The sequence below is a fragment of the Azohydromonas aeria genome, assembly GCF_009760915.1.
Classification (GTDB): Bacteria; Pseudomonadota; Gammaproteobacteria; order Burkholderiales; family Burkholderiaceae_C; genus Azohydromonas; species Azohydromonas aeria.
The window spans coordinates 53,389-68,788 of record NZ_VIDQ01000008.1 but is presented as its reverse complement, the minus strand read 5'-3'; the positions used below and the strand labels follow the sequence as shown (position 1 = coordinate 68,788).

Genomic DNA, 15,400 nt, shown 5'->3' with positions numbered 1-15,400 from the left:
CGCTTCGCACGCACGCACGCACGCATCGCCGCAGTACGCGCCATGGCCCTGGGCACGCTGGACCGCACCCCGCCCCCGTTCTTCAGGCAGGGCCCTTCGGCGCTTTCAAAACTGCTGTTCTTCGCGGCGCTGGCGCTGTTCCTGATGGTGGCCGACAGCCGCTTCGCGCTGGTGAGCCAGGCGCGCGCGGTGCTCGCCACGGTGCTGCTGCCGGTGCAGCGCACGCTGCTGGTGCCCGTGACGCTGGCCGAGGACGGCTACCAGTACCTCGAAGGGCTCAAGAGCGCGCGCGCCGCCGAGCAGGAGGCGCTGCAGCGGCTGGCGCAGCAGTCGCTGCAGGCCGCGCGCACGCGCGAGCTCGAGGAAGAGAACGCGCGGCTGCGCGCGCTGCTGGAGCTGCGCCCGGCCATCACCGCGCGCACCCAGGCCGCCGAGGTGCTGTGGGAGGCGGGGGACCTGTACACGCGCAAGGTCATCATCGACCGCGGCGCCCGCCAGGGCGTGGCGCTGGGCGCGCCGGTGGTCAACGAGCAGGGCGTGGTCGGGCAGGTGACGCGGCTGTACCCGCTGTCCTCCGAGGTCACGCTGCTGTCGGACAAGGACGCCGCCATTCCCGTGCTCAACGGCCGCACCCAGCAGCGCGGCGCGGCCTTCGGCGGCGTCAACGACGCGCTGGAGCTGCGCTTCCAGGCCGCCAACGCCGACATCCAGCCCGGCGACCCGATCCTCACCTCCGGCCTGGACGGCGTGTACCCGCCGGGCCTGGCCGTGGCCAGCGTCGAGCGCGTGGACCGCCGCGCCGAGGGCGGCTTCGCGCGCGTGAGCCTCAAGCCCGCGGCGCGCATGGACGGGCTGCACCACGTGCTGGTGCTGGAGCCCATGGGCAAGCAGCTGCCGCCGCGCCCCGACCCCAAGCAGGACGCCCTGGCCGCCAGCGGAGGCCCGCGATGATCATGCCGCGCGGCTCGGACCAGCTGCTGCTGCCGGCCAACCCGCTCTTCGTCTGGTTCGCGCTGCTGGCCGCGGCGGCCATCAACCTGCTGCCGCTGGGGCGCCAGCCGGCGATGCCCGACCTGCTGGCGCTGGTGCTGGTGTTCTGGAACGTGCACCAGCCGCGGCGCATCGGCGTGGGCACGGCCTTCATGGCCGGGCTGGTGATGGACGTGCACCACGGCGCGCTGCTGGGCCAGCACGCGCTGGCGTACTCGCTGCTGTCGTACTTCGCCATCACCGTGCACCGGCGGCTGCGCTGGTTCAGCGTGCTGGAGCAGGCGCTGCAGATCGCCCCGCTGTTCCTGGGCGCGCACGCGGTGTCGCTGCTGGTGCGGCTCATCGCCGGGGACATGTTCCCGGGCTGGGGCCTGCTGCTGGCGCCGCTGTTCGAGACGCTGCTGTGGCCGCTGGCGGCGTGGCTGCTGCTCGCGCCCCAGCGCCGCGCGCCCGACCCCGACGAGAACCGGCCGCTGTAGCGGCGCGACCTCGCAGCACGCAGTCCCAGCCCCGCGTCCCGCCGCACCACCGACGCCCGCCGCAATGTCCCCGCACCTGCACGACCCCGGCGCCTCGCGCACAGTGCGCCCCCTCACTTTTGGGCACTGCCCCTTCCGAGCGTGACCGAACTCCGCAACCTCGAGCGCGAACTGCATCGCTTCCGCAGCCGGGTGCTGGCGGCGGCGGCCTTCGTGCTCGTCGGCTTCGCGCTGCTGGGCGCGCGGCTGTTCCACCTGCAGGTGGTGCAGCACGAGAAGCTGTCCGCACGCGCCGAGGCCAACCGCATTGCCGTGCTGCCCTCGGTGCCCAACCGCGGCCTGATCGTGGACCGCAACGGCGTGGTGCTGGCCACCAACTACTCGGCCTACACGCTGGAGATCACGCCCTCGAAGCTGGAGCAGCCGCTGGAGCGCGTCATCGAGCAGCTCACCGAGCTGGTCGAGGTCACGCCGCGCGACCGCCGCCGCTTCAAGCGGCTGCAGGAGGAGAGCAAGAGCTTCGACTCGCTGCCCATCCGCAACCGCCTCACCGACGCCGAGGTGGCGCGCTTCACGGCGCAGCGCTTCCGCTTCCCCGGCGTGGAGGTCAAGGCGCGGCTGTTCCGCCAGTACCCGCTGGGCGAGACCGGCAGCCACCTCATCGGCTACATGGGCCGCATCAACCAGGCCGAGAAGAAGGCGATGGAGGACTGGGACGAGGAGCTGCAGGCCAACTACCGCGGCACCGACTACATCGGCAAGCTCGGCGTCGAGCAGAGCTACGAGACGGTGCTGCACGGCACCACCGGCTTCGAGGAGGTCGAGACCAGCGCCGGCGGCCGTGCCGTGCGCCGGCTGCGCACGCACCCGCCCACGCCGGGCAACACCGTGGTGCTGTCGGTGGACATCCGGCTGCAGGCGCTGGTCGAGGAGCTCTTCGGCGACCGGCGCGGCGCGCTGGTGGCGATGGACCCGCGCAACGGCGAGATCCTGGCCTTCGTCAGCAAACCCACCTTCGACCCCAACCTGTTCGTGGACGGCATCGACGTCGAGAACTGGCGCGAGCTCAACGAGTCCATCGACAAGCCGCTGCTCAACCGCGCGCTGCGCGGCACCTACCCGCCGGGCTCGACCTTCAAGCCCTTCATGGCCATGGCCGCGCTGACCAGCGGCAAGCGCAGCGCCGGCACCGTCATCCACGACGGCGGCAGCTTCCAGTTCGGCAACCACACCTTCCGCAGCCACGGCGACCACGGCCTGGGCGCGGTGGACATGCACCGCTCCATCGTCATGTCCAGCAACGTCTACTACTACTCGCTGGCCAACGAGATGGGCGTGGACCTGATGCACGACCAGCTGGAGCCCTTCGGCTTCGGGCGGCGCACGGGCATCGACATCCAGGGCGAGGCCACCGGGCTGCTGCCCAGCACCGAGTGGAAGCGCCGCGCCTACAAGCGCCCCGAGCAGAAGAAGTGGTTCGCCGGCGAGACCATCTCCCTGGGCATCGGCCAGGGCTACAACAACTTCACCATGCTGCAGCTCTCCAACGCCATGTCCACGCTGCTGTCCGGCGGCCAGCGCCCGGCGCCGCACCTGGTGCGCGAGGTGCTGGACGTGGTCTCGCACACCCGGCGCCCCGTCGAGCACGCGTCGCTGCCGCCGCTGGGCCTCAAGGCCGAGCACGTGGAGGTCATCAAGCGCGCCATGCACGGCGTGACGCAGGGCGGCACCTCGACCAAGGTCTTCGCCGGCGCGCCCTACCGCAGCGGCGGCAAGACCGGCACGGCGCAGGCCGTGACGATCCGCCAGAACGAGCGCTACAACGCCGCGCGGCTGGCCGAGCACCAGCGCGACCACTCGCTCTACATCGCCTTTGCGCCGCTGGAGGCGCCCACCATCGCGCTGACGGTGATCGTGGAGAACGCGGGCTTCGGTGCCGCCGCGGCCGCGCCGATCGCGCGCCGCGTCTTCGACTACTGGCTGCTGGGCAACTACCCCAGCGAGGCCGACATCGCCGCCACGCGCCGCGGCGAGAGCGTGGCGCCCATCGGCGCGCCGCGCCGCGCCCAGGACGTGCCGCTGCCGGGCAACGCCGAGGTCATGGCCGGCTTCGCGCCGCCGCAGAGCGTGGCGCAGGGCGCGGGCAGCGAGGAGGTGCGGCGATGAGCGCCGCCATCCTGGAACGCCCGACGCTGTGGCAGCGGCTGCGCCCGGTGTTCTCGGGCTTCGACCTGCTGCTGATGCTGGGCGTGCTGCTGCTGGCCGCCGGCGGGCTGGTGACGATGTACTCGGTGGGCTTCGACCACGGCACGCGCTTCGTGGACCACGGCCGCAACATGCTGCTGGGCCTGGGGCTGCTGTTCCTGGTGGCACAGGTGCCGCCGCAGCGGCTGCTGCAGCTGGCCGTGCCGCTGTACGCGCTGGGCGTGGCGCTGCTGGTGGCCACGCTGCTGTTCGGCATCACCAAGAAGGGCGCCACGCGCTGGCTCAACGTCGGCATCGTGATCCAGCCCAGCGAGATGCTCAAGATCGCCACGCCGCTGATGGTGGCCTGGTGGTTCCACCGCCGCGAGGGACTGGCGCGGCGCAGCGACTTCGCCGTGGCCTGGGCGCTGGTGCTGCTGCCGTTCCTGCTGGTGGCCAAGCAGCCCGACCTGGGCACGGGGCTGCTGATCCTGTCGGCGGGCCTGTACGTGATCTTCTTCGCCGGGCTGCGCTGGCGGCTGATCCTGCCGGTGCTCGTCGCCGGCGTGGTGGGCATCGGCGCGCTCATCGCCACCGAGGACCGCATCTGCGCCCCCGGCGTGGACTGGCCGCTGCTGCACGGCTACCAGCAGACCCGCGTGTGCACGCTGCTCGACCCGAGCAAGGACCCGCTGGGCAAGGGCTTCCACACCATCCAGGGCATGATCGCCATCGGCTCCGGCGGCACCACGGGCAAGGGCTTCATGAAGGGCACGCAGACGCACCTGGAGTTCATCCCCGAGCGCACCACCGACTTCGTCTTCGCCGCCTTCTCCGAGGAATTCGGCCTGGCGGGCACGCTGAGCCTGCTGCTGGGTTTCTCCTTCCTGATCCTGCGCGGGCTGCTCATTGCCGCCGAGGCGCCGACGACCTTCGCGCGGCTGCTGGCCGCCGCGATCTCGATGAGCTTCTTCACCTACGCCTTCGTCAACATCGGCATGGTCAGCGGCATCCTGCCGGTGGTGGGCGTGCCGCTGCCCTTCATCAGCTACGGCGGCACGGCCATGGTCACGCTGGGGCTGAGCCTGGGGATGCTGATGTCGATCGCGCGCAGCCGGCGGCTGATGCAGTCCTGAGCCAGGCTGCGGCTTCGGCCGCCTGGATGGAGAAAATCTCCACCACCTTTGACACTTCACCGCGACTTGTACGGCGATGTGTCAAACACCATGGAGAAAAATTCAGCCCGGCCCGCCGGGCTGCCGGGGCAGCCCCGCTATTCCCCCGCCCGCGGCTGCGGCGGCGAGGGCAGCAGCGGCGTGGCCGGTCCCTGCGGCAGGTCGGGCAGGCCCTCGGTGCCCTCCTGCGGCGGCAGCCGGAAGCGCACGCTCACGCGCGTGCCGGGCATGGCGTGGGTGGCGCGGTCGTAGGTGTCGTCGAGCGTGATGTCGGCGTTGTGGCGCTGCGCGATCTCGCGCACGATCGCCAGCCCCAGGCCGCTGCCGTCCACGTTGGTGCCCAGCGCCCGGTAGAAGGGCTGGAACACCAGCTCGCGCTCGGCCGGGGCGATGCCCGGGCCCGAGTCCTCGACCTGCAGCAGCAGCAGCGGGGCGGCGGGCTCCGAGGCCGGGTCCATGCGCACCCGCACCGTCACCGTGCCGCCCGCGGGCGTGTACTGCAGCGCGTTGTCCACCAGGTTGCGCACCAGCTCGCCCACGAGCACCGGCTGGCCGGAGAGCGGGGGCAGCGCCTCGCCCTCGTCCGGGCCCTCGTAGCCCAGGTCGATGCGCTTGTCCATGGCCTTGGGCACGAGGTCGTGCACGGCCTCGGTGGCCAGCCGCGCCAGGTCGAAGGACTGCACGCGCCGGCCCTGCTCCTCGTCCTCGGCGCGCGCCATCGACAGCAGCTGGTTGACCATGTGCGCCGCGCGCTGGCTGGACAGCGCGATCTGCTGCAGCGAGCGCTTGACGGACTGCGGGTCGCTGCCGGCGTCGATCTCGCGCTGCGCCAGCTCGGCCTGCATGCGCAGCCCCGCCAGCGGCGTCTTGAGCTGGTGCGCGGCGTCGGCCAGGAAGTGCTTCTGCGACTTCATGGACGTGTCCAGGCGCTGCAGCAGGTCGTTGATGGCGCGCACCAGTGGCGTCACCTCTTCGGGCGCATCGCGCTCGTCGATGGGGCTCAAATCCTGGCTCTCGCGCTGGCGGATGCGGCGCTGCAGGTCGTTGAGCGGCGCCAGCCCGCGCGCCAGCGCCAGCCACACCAGCAGCACCGCCACGGGCAGGATCACGAACTGCGGCAGGATCACGCCCTTGATGATCTCGGTGGCCAGGCGCGAGCGCCTGTCCAGCGTCTCGGCCACCTGCACCAGCGGCGGCTCCTCGTCGATCGCCAGCGGCAGCGCCAGCCGCACCGAGGCCACGCGCACGGGCTCGTCGAGCAGCTGGTCGTCGCGAAAGCGCAGCTCGCCCGCGGGTGCCATCTCGCCGCTGGGCGGGGGCAGCTCGCGATCGCCCGCCACCAGCTCGCCATGCGTGCCCAGCACCTGGAAATAGAACTGCCCGGTGTCGTCGGCGCGCAGCGTGTCGCCCAGCGCCTCGACGATGCGCTCGGGCGCCAGCACGGCGCGCCCGGCCTCGCTCTCCACCACCACGCGCCGCGCCAGGGTGCGCGCCATCTCGCCCAGGTCGCGGTCGTAGGGGCGGTGCGCGATGCCCTGGGCGACGAGGTAGGTGATGCTCACGCTCATCGGCCACAGCAGCAGCAGCGGCGCGAGCATCCAGTCCAGGATCTCGCCGAAGAGGGAGCGTTGTTCGCGGGAGGAGGAGAACATGGGGTCGGGCGCCGCGGCGGCGCTCAGGCCGGCGCCGCGGCCTGCGGGAAGGAGGGGGCGGGCGGCGCGCGGCGCGTGGCGTGGGCCCGAAGGGCGTCAGCCGGGGATCTTCTCCAGGCAGTAGCCCAGGCCGCGCACGGTGGCGATGCGGATCGGGCCCTGCTCGATCTTCTTGCGCAGGCGGTGGATGTAGACCTCGATGGCGTTGTTGCTGACCTCCTCGCCCCACTCGCACAGCCGCTCGACGAGCTGGTCCTTGCTCACCAGGCGCCCGGCGCGCTGCAGCAGCACCTCCAGCAGCGAGAGCTCGCGCGCGGAGAGGTCGATCATCTGGTCGTTGATGTAGGCCACCCGGCCCGTGGCGTCGAAGGACAGCGGCCCGTGCTTGATGACGTTGGAGGCCGTGCCCAGGCCGCGGCGGGTGAGGGCGCGCACGCGCGCTTCGAGCTCGGCCAGCGCGAAGGGCTTGGCCATGTAGTCGTCGGCGCCCAGATCGAGCCCCTTGACGCGCTGCTCGATGCCGTCGGCCGCGGTGAGGATGAGCACCGGCACGGCCGAGCCGCGCGCGCGCAGCTTGCGCAGCACCTCGAAGCCGTGCAGCTTGGGCAGGCCCAGGTCGAGGATGAGCAGGTCGAACTCGTGCGAGGCCAGCGCCGCGTCGGCTTCCGTCCCGCTGCTGACCTGGTCCACCGCGTAGCCGCTGTTGCGCAGCGAGCGCAGCAGGCCGTCGGCCAGCACCTGGTCGTCTTCGGCAATCAGAATGCGCATCGCCGTGTCTCCTTGTCGTTCATGACTCTTTAGTGGCCGCCAGCCCTTGTCCGGGCGGGCAATGGCGTCATTTTAGGGAGTCGCCCTCGGGGTCCGGACACGAAAAAGACCCTCAACCACTGTACAAACATCCAGTTCTGAGACAATCATGGCCACGAAACCGGAGAGAACCATGGACGCACCTGTGAAGGCACTCAACACCGAAAAAGCCAAGGCCCTGCAGGCGGCGCTGGCCCAGATCGAGAAGCAGTTCGGCAAGGGCTCGATCATGCGCCTGGGCGAAGGCGAGGCGATCGAGGACATCCAGGTCGTCTCGACCGGCTCGCTCGGCCTGGACATCGCGCTGGGCGTGGGCGGGCTGCCGCGCGGCCGCGTGGTCGAGATCTACGGTCCCGAGTCCTCGGGCAAGACGACGCTGACGCTGCAGGTCATCGCCGAGATGCAGAAGCAGTCCGGCGTGTGCGCCTTCATCGACGCGGAGCACGCGCTGGACGTGCAGTACGCGCAGAAGCTGGGCGTGAACCTGCAGGAGCTGCTCATCAGCCAGCCCGACACCGGCGAGCAGGCCCTGGAGATTGTGGACGCGCTGGTGCGCTCGGGCTCGGTGGACCTGATCGTCATCGACTCCGTCGCCGCGCTCACGCCCAAGGCCGAGATTGAGGGCGAGATGGGCGACTCGCTGCCGGGCCTGCAGGCCCGGCTGATGAGCCAGGCGCTGCGCAAGCTCACCGCCACGATCAAGAAGACCAACTGCATGGTCATCTTCATCAACCAGATCCGCATGAAGATCGGCGTGATGTTCGGCAATCCCGAGACCACGACCGGCGGCAACGCGCTCAAGTTCTACGCCTCGGTGCGGCTGGACATCCGCCGCATCGGCAGCATCAAGAAGGGCGACGAGGTCATCGGCAACGAGACCAAGGTCAAGGTGGTGAAGAACAAGGTCAGCCCGCCGTTCAAGACGGCCGAGTTCGACATCCTCTACGGCGAGGGCATCAGCCGCGAAGGCGAGATCATCGACATGGCCGTGGCGGCCAAGATCGTTGACAAGTCCGGCGCCTGGTACGCCTACCAGGGCGAGAAGATCGGCCAGGGCAAGGACAACGCGCGCGAGTTCCTGCGCGAGAACCCCAACGTCGCCCACGAGATCGAGAACAAGGTGCGCGAGGCCATGGGCATCCCGGCGCTGCCGGCCCTGGCCGGCGACGCGGCCGCGGCGGCCGGCGACGGCGCGGCCGAGTAAGGCCCTCGCCACTGCGCGGGAGCAGGCTGCGGTGCCCCGGCCGGCGCTGTCGCTCAAGGCGCGCGCGCTGGCGATGCTGGCGCGGCGCGAGCACAGCCGCGCCGAACTGCGGCGCAAGCTGCTGCCGCATGCGCGCGCCGCGGCGCTGGCGGCGGCCCAGGCCGCCGTGGCGCCCGCGCCTTCGGCACCGGCCATGGACGTGGCCGACGCCGGCGACGGCACCGACCCTGTTTCCCACGCCCGATCCCGCTCCCCATCCCGATTGCACCGCTCACCCGGCCCGGCCTCCGCCCGGCCGGGTGTTTTTTCTTCCGCAGGCGACGCCGCCGCGCCGGGGCCCGCCGTGGACACCGCCGCGGCCTGGGCCGAGGCCGAAGCTGCGGTCGAGGCGCTGCTGGAGTGGCTGCAGGCGCAGCGCTACCTGTCCGAGGAGCGCTTCGTCGAGTCGCGCGTGCATGCGCGCGCCGCGCGCTTCGGCAACCTGCGCATCCGCCAGGAGCTGGCGCAGCACGGCGTGGCGCTCGACGAGGACGCGGCGCAGCGGCTGCGCGACACCGAGCTGGAGCGCTGCCGCGAGGTGTGGGCGCGCAAGTTCGGCGACGCGCCGCCCGCCGACGCCGCACAGCGCGCGCGGCAGATGCGCTTCCTGGCCGGGCGCGGCTTCGGCGCCGACGTGATCCGCCGCGTGCTGCAGTCCTGCGAGGACTGATCCGCCGTCACGGGCCGCTCCCGGTGGCAGCCTCGTGAAGGGACGAGGAGAGGGTGGTGACCGCGCCGCGCGCGGAACCCCTGGTTTCCGCCGATTCCTTGACGCGGCGCAAGCCGCCGCGCTCCAAATGCCGCGGCCGGGCGCCGGAGGCGGCGTAAGTTTGGCCGCAGGAAGCGCGTGCTACATTGCGCGCCGTTTGCCACGCCCCAGGCCCGGAATCCCGCACCCGTGGGATTCAAAATTCAAAACCGCAGTTTCATGGCTTTCCTGCCTGCCGCTTTCCAGCGAAACGCGTCCTCCCGTCGCCCCTGCGGCGGCCCGGCGGGCGTGCTGCGTGGCGATGGCGGCGCGCTGCGGCGGACTGGCCCGGCACGGCAGGCGTTTCGTACGTGTTCTCCACGCGGGATCGGCGCCGACGCTGTCCACAATGCCGGCCTTTCGGCCGCTCCCGCCTGAGCCGACCTTCACTCCCCCAGAGCCACACCCCATGAAGATCCACGAATACCAAGGCAAGGAATTGCTGCGCCAGTTCGGCGTGCCGGTGCCGCGCGGCTACCCGGCCTTCAACGTCCAGGAGGCGGTGGAGGCTGCCCAGAAGCTCGGCGGCAGCGTCTGGGTGGTGAAGGCGCAGATCCACGCCGGCGGCCGCGGCAAGGGCGGCGGCGTCAAGCTCGCGCGCTCCATCGACGAGGTCAAGTCGCTGTCGGACCAGATCCTGGGCATGCAGCTCAAGACCCACCAGACCGGACCGGAAGGCCAGAAGGTGCGCCGCCTCCTCATCGAGGAAGGCGCTGACATCAGGAAGGAATACTACGTCGCCGCGCTGACCGACCGCGCCACGCAGAAGGTCGCCATGATGGCCTCCAGCGAAGGCGGCATGGACATCGAGGAAGTGGCCCACGCCACCCCCGAGAAGATCCTCAAGGTCTTCGTTGAGCCCGCGACCGGCCTGACCGACGAGCAGGCGCTGTACCTGGCCCAGGGCATCGGCGTTCCCGAGGCCAGCCAGGCCCAGGCCGTGCAGGTGCTCAAGGGCCTGTACCAGTGCTACATGGACACCGACGCCTCGCTGGCCGAGATCAACCCGCTGATCCTCGAAGGCAACGGCAACATCAAGGCCCTGGACGCGAAGTTCAACTTCGACTCCAACGCGCTGTTCCGCCATCCCGAGATCGTCGCCTTCCGCGACCTCGACGAAGAGGACCCGGCCGAGGTCGAGGCCTCCAAGTTCGACCTGGCCTACATCAGCCTGGACGGCAACATCGGTTGCCTGGTCAACGGCGCCGGCCTGGCCATGGCCACCATGGACACCATCAAGCTCTTCGGCGGCGAGCCGGCGAACTTCCTGGACGTGGGCGGCGGCGCCACCGCCGAGAAGGTCACCGAGGCCTTCAAGATCATGCTCAAGAACCCGGAGGTCAAGGGCATCCTGGTCAACATCTTCGGCGGGATCATGCGCTGCGACACCATCGCCGAAGGCGTGATCGCCGCGTGCAAGGCGGTGAACCTGCAGGTGCCGCTGGTGGTGCGCATGAAGGGCACCAACGAGGACCTGGGCAAGAAGATGCTGGCCGACTCGGGCCTGCCCATCATCGCCGCCGACACCATGGCCGAAGCCGCCACGAAGATCGTGGCCGCCGTGGCGTGAGCCAAGACGCCCAGCACTGAAATCGCGGAAGAACACCATGAGCATCCTCATCAACAAGGACACCCGGGTCATCACCCAGGGCATCACGGGCAAGACCGGCCAGTTCCACACCCTGGGCTGCCAGGCCTACGCCAACGGCAAGGAGTGCTTCGTTGCCGGCGTGAACCCGAAGAAGGCCGGCGAGAAGTTCGCCGACATCCCCATCTTCGCCAGCGTCAAGGAAGCCAAGAGCGAGACCGGCGCCACCGTCTCGGTGATCTACGTGCCGCCCGCGGGGGCTGCTGCCGCCATCTGGGAAGCCGTCGAGGCCGACCTGGACCTGGCCATCTGCATCACCGAGGGCATCCCGGTGCGGGACATGCTCGAAGTGCGCAACAAGATGAAGGCCAAGGTGGCTGCCGGCGGCAAGGAAACGCTGCTGCTGGGCCCCAACTGCCCCGGCCTGATCACGCCCGACGAGATCAAGATCGGCATCATGCCCGGCCACATCCACCGCAAGGGCCGCATCGGCGTCGTGTCGCGTTCGGGCACGCTGACCTATGAAGCCGTGGCGCAGCTGACCGAGATCGGCCTGGGCCAGAGCTCGGCCGTGGGCATCGGTGGCGACCCGATCAACGGCCTCAAGCACATCGACGTGATGCGCATGTTCAACGACGATCCGGACACGGACGCCGTGATCATGATCGGCGAGATCGGCGGCCCCGACGAGGCCGAGGCCGCCCAGTGGTGCAAGGAAAACATGAAGAAGCCGATCGTCGGCTTCATCGCCGGCGTCACCGCCCCGGCGGGCAAGCGCATGGGCCACGCCGGCGCGCTGATCTCCGGCGGCGCCGACACGGCCGACGCCAAGCTGCAGATCATGGAAGCCTGCGGCTTCACCGTGACGCGCAACCCGTCGGAGATGGGCAAGCTGCTCAAGGGCCTGCTGTAATCCCGCGGCTCTCACCGCGTGAAAGAAAAGGCCGCGCAAGCGGCCTTTTTTCATGGCGCGGCCCCAACGCGCAGCAGCCGCATCTGTAATTCCACGCACGGCGGGGCTTCGCTGCGCGCCTACACTCGCGCCCCGGTCGAAGCCATCCTCACAGCAATTCCATGGAACAGTTCCTGACGCCAGCGTTCTGGCTTGCCGTCGGTCAGATCATCATGATCGACATCCTCCTGGGCGGCGACAACGCCGTCGTCATCGCGCTGGCGTGCCGCAAGCTGCCAACCAAGCAGCGCACGCAGGGCATCATCTGGGGCACGGTGGGCGCCATCGTGCTGCGCGTGATCCTGATCTTCTTCGCGCTGACGCTGCTGGCCATCCCGTTCCTCAAGCTCGTGGGCGCGGCGCTGCTGGTGTGGATCGGCATCAAGCTGCTGGCCCCGCAGGACGATGACGACCACGGCAACATCCAGGCCAGCGACAAGCTCTGGGCGGCGGTCAAGACGGTGATCGTGGCCGACTTCGTGATGAGCCTGGACAACGTCATCGCCATCGCCGGCGCCGCGCAGGGCGCGGGCGAGCAGCACCAGATGCCGCTGGTGATCTTCGGCCTGCTGGTGAGCATTCCCATCATCGTCTGGGGCAGCCAGCTGGTGATCAAGCTGATGGACCGCTTCCCCGTCGTCATCACGCTGGGCGGCATGCTGCTGGGCTGGATCGCCGGCACCATGGCCGTGAGCGACCCGGCCGTGATCGACCCCGCGACGCTGTCGTGGATGCCCAAGCTGCCCGAGAGCGCCACGCTGCGCTACGCCGCAGGCATCGCCGGCGCGCTGCTGGTGCTGGCCTGGGGCAAGTGGGCCGCGGCGCGCAAGCCGCAGGCCGCCGGCACCGCGGGCTGACACGGCTGAACGCGTCACAATTACGCAATCTCCACAAGGCGCCTTCGGGCGCCTTTCTGTTTTAATCGCGCTCCTGAAGGGGAGTAGCTCCCGTCCGGTGCCGCCAGCGAGTGCGGCGTCGGACGATCAGCAGGTCGTCAATACGAAGCCCGGCGCAACGCCTGTGGTTTCCGGCCCGCTGGGCCCGTGCCACTGCACGGCTGCCGAGCAAGACCTTCGACGCACACCGCCCGACGCGGGTGCTCGAAGGCGGCGCCTCCTCCCACCGGCTCCCGTCGCTCGTGCATTCCGGCCGGACGTTGCGCACCGTCCGTCCTGCAATCCACCTTCGGAGCCCTCATGGAGTTTCTTTCCCCCGCCTGGTTCTCAGCCCTGGCCGCCATCATCCTGATCGACCTGGTGCTCGCCGGCGACAACGCCATCGTCATCGCGCTGGCCGCGCGCAGCCTGCCTGCGCACCTGCAGAAAAAAGCCATCGTCTGGGGCACCGTCGGTGCCATCGCCATGCGCTCGGTCATGACGCTGTGCGTGGTGTGGCTGCTCAAGGTGCCGGGCCTGATGCTCGTGGGCGGCCTGGGCCTGGTCTGGATCGCCTACAAGCTGCTGGAGCCGCAGGCCGAGGAGGGCGGCCACGGCAGCGTCGGCGCCAACACCTTCTGGGGCGCGATGAAGACCATCATCGTCGCCGACGCGCTCATGGGCGTGGACAACGTGCTGGGCGTGGCCGGCGCGGCGCACGGCTCGTTCGACCTGGTCGTGATCGGCCTGCTCATCAGCGTGCCCATCGTGGTCTGGGGCAGCTCGGTGGTGCTCAAGCTGGTCGAGCGCTTCCCGGCGATCACCTACATCGGCGCGGGCGTGCTGGCCTTCACGGCGGCCAAGATGATCGTGGGCGAGCCGCTGCTCGACGCGGTGTTCGATCCGAACCAATTCGCCCGCATCGCACTCTACGTGGTGCTGGTGGCCGGCGTGCTGGGCGCGGGCTGGCTGACGGCGCGCCGCGCCGCGCAGTCGATGCGGACCCAGTCGCCGGCGGCCTGAAGACCGACCACTTCCCGCGAAAGGCGTGCCCATGGAGAAGATCGCTGCATTCGTCGATGACGCCGCGCACGCGCTGCGCGTGCTGCAGCCGCTGGCCGGTCCCGACACGCACTGGCTGCTGGTGGGCTGCGCCCCGAAGCTCACGCACCGCGTCAGCAAGTGGGTCGCGCACAGCTCCCGCGAGCAGTGGCGCGCGCGCTGGGCGGCGCAGCTGTTCGAGGAGCTGCGCCCGCAGCTCCTGGGCGGCCGCATCGAGACCCAGGTGGCGCGCCAGCCGCTGCCCGAGGTGGCGCGGCAACTGCATCTGCGCCACGGGCACGGGTTGCGCGTGATCGACGCGCGCCGCCCGCGCATGGGCAACCTGCACGAGGCGCTGCCCTCGGATCTGGTGGAGAAGCCGGCGCAGGACCGCTGGACGGTGCTGCCGGTGGGCGTCACCTCCGGCCTGGCCCTGGTGCTCACGCTCAGCGACTGACGCGCGTCTGCGCGCCCGCGCGCGCAGACGGCCGCGGCCCGCGTGCTAAGGTCCCCCGACCGGGGCGACGAAGCAGGCGGCACGCATGGCATGGGACCTGGCGGCATGGTGGCGGCGGCGACGGCGCGCGCCCGCCGCTGGCCGGGCGGCGACGCCGGCCCCGGCGTCTGTGTCCGCAACGGCCGACGCCCTGGCGCCGGGCACGACCTTCGCGGGGCTGCTCGTCGAGCGGCTCATCGGCCGCGGCGCGCTGGGCGCGGTGTACCTGGCGCGCGAGCGCCGCAGCGGCGCCGCGCGCGCGCTCAAGACGCTGGTGCTCGGCCAGGGCAGCAGCGCCGCGGAAGAAGCGCGCCTGGCTTTCCGGGCCGAGGCCCAGGCGGCGCAGCGGCTGCGGCATCCGGACATCGTCCAGGTCTTCGACGCCGGCGAGGCGCTGGGCCTGGGCTACCTGGTGATGGAGCTGCTGCCCGGCTGCGACCTCACCCGCTACACGCAGCCGGCGCGGCTGCTGCCGGAGCCGCTGGCGCTCGACATCGGCGCGCGGCTGGCCGAGGCGCTGGCGCATGCGCACCGCCAGGGCGTGCTGCACCGTGACGTCAAGCCCGCCAACGTCATGCTGCACCTGCCCAGCGGCAGCCTGAAGCTCACCGACTTCGGCCTGGCCCGGCTGCACGACGCGGCGCGCACGCGCAGCGGGCTGCTGCTGGGCACGCCGGCGTTCATGGCGCCGGAGCTGCTGGCCGGCGCGCCGGCCGACGCGCGCAGCGACCTCTACGCGCTGGCGGTGCTGCTGTTCCAGCTGCTCACGGCGCGGCTGCCGCACGAGGGCGAGTCGATGGGGCAGCTGCTGCAGTCCATCGCCCGCGACGAGGCCCGGCCGCTGCGCACGCTGCGCCCGGAGCTGCCCGCGGCGCTGGAGGCGCTGCTGGCGCGCGCGCTGGCGCGCTCGCCCGCACTGCGCGAGGCCGACGGCCAGGCGCTGGCGCGTGAAATGCGCGCCATCGCGGCCGCCGCCTGGCCCGCTGCCGCCCGGGAAGACCCGGGGGCGGTGTGATAATCCGGGCGTCCCATTGATGGAGACGGCATTGGACCAGAGTCACCCACGGTGACCGTCCACTCCGACGCGTGACCGCCTGGCGGGCCCACGAGGGGTGAGGCGGTTCCCACACATCCTCTCAGCCGAGGCCCGGCACACCCAGCGCGCCGCGC

The 15,400-nt window shown here is 70.9% G+C and carries 14 protein-coding genes and 1 pseudogene; 13 read left to right on the top strand and 2 right to left on the bottom strand.

Annotated features, from left to right (window positions below; genetic code table 11):
* The first annotated feature begins 42 nt into the window (after window positions 1-42).
* From mreC to rodA, 4 genes are all read left to right on the top strand, one after another.
* Entirely contained in the window at window positions 43-951 is a 909-nt protein-coding gene (mreC, locus tag FJ694_RS06980; protein WP_157265397.1) for a rod shape-determining protein MreC, read from the top strand.
* Complete coding sequence (gene mreD, locus FJ694_RS06975) at window positions 948-1,469, top strand: rod shape-determining protein MreD (protein ID WP_157265396.1); 522 nt, start codon at window positions 948-950, stop codon at window positions 1,467-1,469. Before mreC ends, mreD begins: the two co-directional genes overlap by 4 nt.
* Window positions 1,470-1,610: 141 nt before the next feature.
* The gene (mrdA, locus tag FJ694_RS06970; protein WP_157265395.1) at window positions 1,611-3,635 is read left to right on the top strand and encodes a penicillin-binding protein 2; all 2,025 of its coding nucleotides are present in this window, start codon (window positions 1,611-1,613) and stop codon (window positions 3,633-3,635) included.
* Window positions 3,632-4,789 carry a rod shape-determining protein RodA gene (gene rodA, locus FJ694_RS06965; RefSeq protein WP_157265394.1) on the top strand — a complete coding sequence of 386 codons (1,158 nt, stop codon included), beginning with the start codon at window positions 3,632-3,634 and terminating at the stop codon, window positions 4,787-4,789. Before mrdA ends, rodA begins: the two co-directional genes overlap by 4 nt.
* Window positions 4,790-4,926: 137 nt before the next feature.
* Here the strand turns inward: rodA and FJ694_RS06960 are convergent, their stop codons facing one another.
* Both FJ694_RS06960 and FJ694_RS06955 read right to left on the bottom strand, forming a co-directional pair.
* Window positions 4,927-6,480, bottom strand: coding sequence for a sensor histidine kinase (locus FJ694_RS06960; RefSeq protein WP_157265393.1), 1,554 nt, complete (start codon window positions 6,478-6,480; stop codon window positions 4,927-4,929).
* A gap of 96 nt (window positions 6,481-6,576) precedes the next feature.
* Window positions 6,577-7,248, bottom strand: coding sequence for a response regulator (locus FJ694_RS06955; protein ID WP_157265392.1), 672 nt, complete (start codon window positions 7,246-7,248; stop codon window positions 6,577-6,579).
* 172 nt (window positions 7,249-7,420) lie between these two features.
* Here FJ694_RS06955 and recA point away from each other — a divergent pair, with 172 nt between their 5' ends.
* The 9 genes and pseudogenes from recA (at window position 7,421) to FJ694_RS06910 (ending at window position 15,245) form a co-directional block, all read left to right on the top strand.
* Window positions 7,421-8,491 carry a recombinase RecA gene (recA, locus tag FJ694_RS06950; protein ID WP_157265391.1) on the top strand — a complete coding sequence of 357 codons (1,071 nt, stop codon included), beginning with the start codon at window positions 7,421-7,423 and terminating at the stop codon, window positions 8,489-8,491.
* A 31-nt stretch (window positions 8,492-8,522) separates the two neighbouring features.
* Window positions 8,523-8,630, top strand: a pseudogene (locus FJ694_RS37905) (recombination regulator RecX); the annotation flags it as partial.
* A gap of 54 nt (window positions 8,631-8,684) precedes the next feature.
* Window positions 8,685-9,200, top strand: a complete 516-nt coding sequence (locus tag FJ694_RS06940; protein WP_157265474.1) for a regulatory protein RecX — start codon at window positions 8,685-8,687, stop codon at window positions 9,198-9,200.
* A 487-nt stretch (window positions 9,201-9,687) separates the two neighbouring features.
* The gene (gene sucC / locus FJ694_RS06935; RefSeq protein ID WP_157265390.1) at window positions 9,688-10,848 is read left to right on the top strand and encodes an ADP-forming succinate--CoA ligase subunit beta; all 1,161 of its coding nucleotides are present in this window, start codon (window positions 9,688-9,690) and stop codon (window positions 10,846-10,848) included.
* A 37-nt stretch (window positions 10,849-10,885) separates the two neighbouring features.
* On the top strand, window positions 10,886-11,779 hold the full coding sequence (gene sucD / locus FJ694_RS06930; protein WP_157265389.1) for a succinate--CoA ligase subunit alpha: 894 nt from the start codon (window positions 10,886-10,888) through the stop codon (window positions 11,777-11,779).
* 161 nt (window positions 11,780-11,940) lie between these two features.
* Window positions 11,941-12,675 (top strand): TerC family protein, encoded by a 735-nt coding sequence (locus FJ694_RS06925; RefSeq protein WP_157265388.1) that lies wholly within the window; start codon window positions 11,941-11,943, stop codon window positions 12,673-12,675.
* 339 nt (window positions 12,676-13,014) lie between these two features.
* Complete coding sequence (locus FJ694_RS06920) at window positions 13,015-13,716, top strand: TerC family protein (RefSeq protein ID WP_157265387.1); 702 nt, start codon at window positions 13,015-13,017, stop codon at window positions 13,714-13,716.
* 31 nt (window positions 13,717-13,747) lie between these two features.
* On the top strand, window positions 13,748-14,191 hold the full coding sequence (locus tag FJ694_RS06915) for a hypothetical protein (RefSeq protein WP_157265386.1): 444 nt from the start codon (window positions 13,748-13,750) through the stop codon (window positions 14,189-14,191).
* Between the two features lie 169 nt (window positions 14,192-14,360).
* The gene (locus tag FJ694_RS06910; protein WP_157265385.1) at window positions 14,361-15,245 is read left to right on the top strand and encodes a serine/threonine-protein kinase; all 885 of its coding nucleotides are present in this window, start codon (window positions 14,361-14,363) and stop codon (window positions 15,243-15,245) included.
* The last annotated feature ends 155 nt before the right edge of the window (window positions 15,246-15,400 follow it).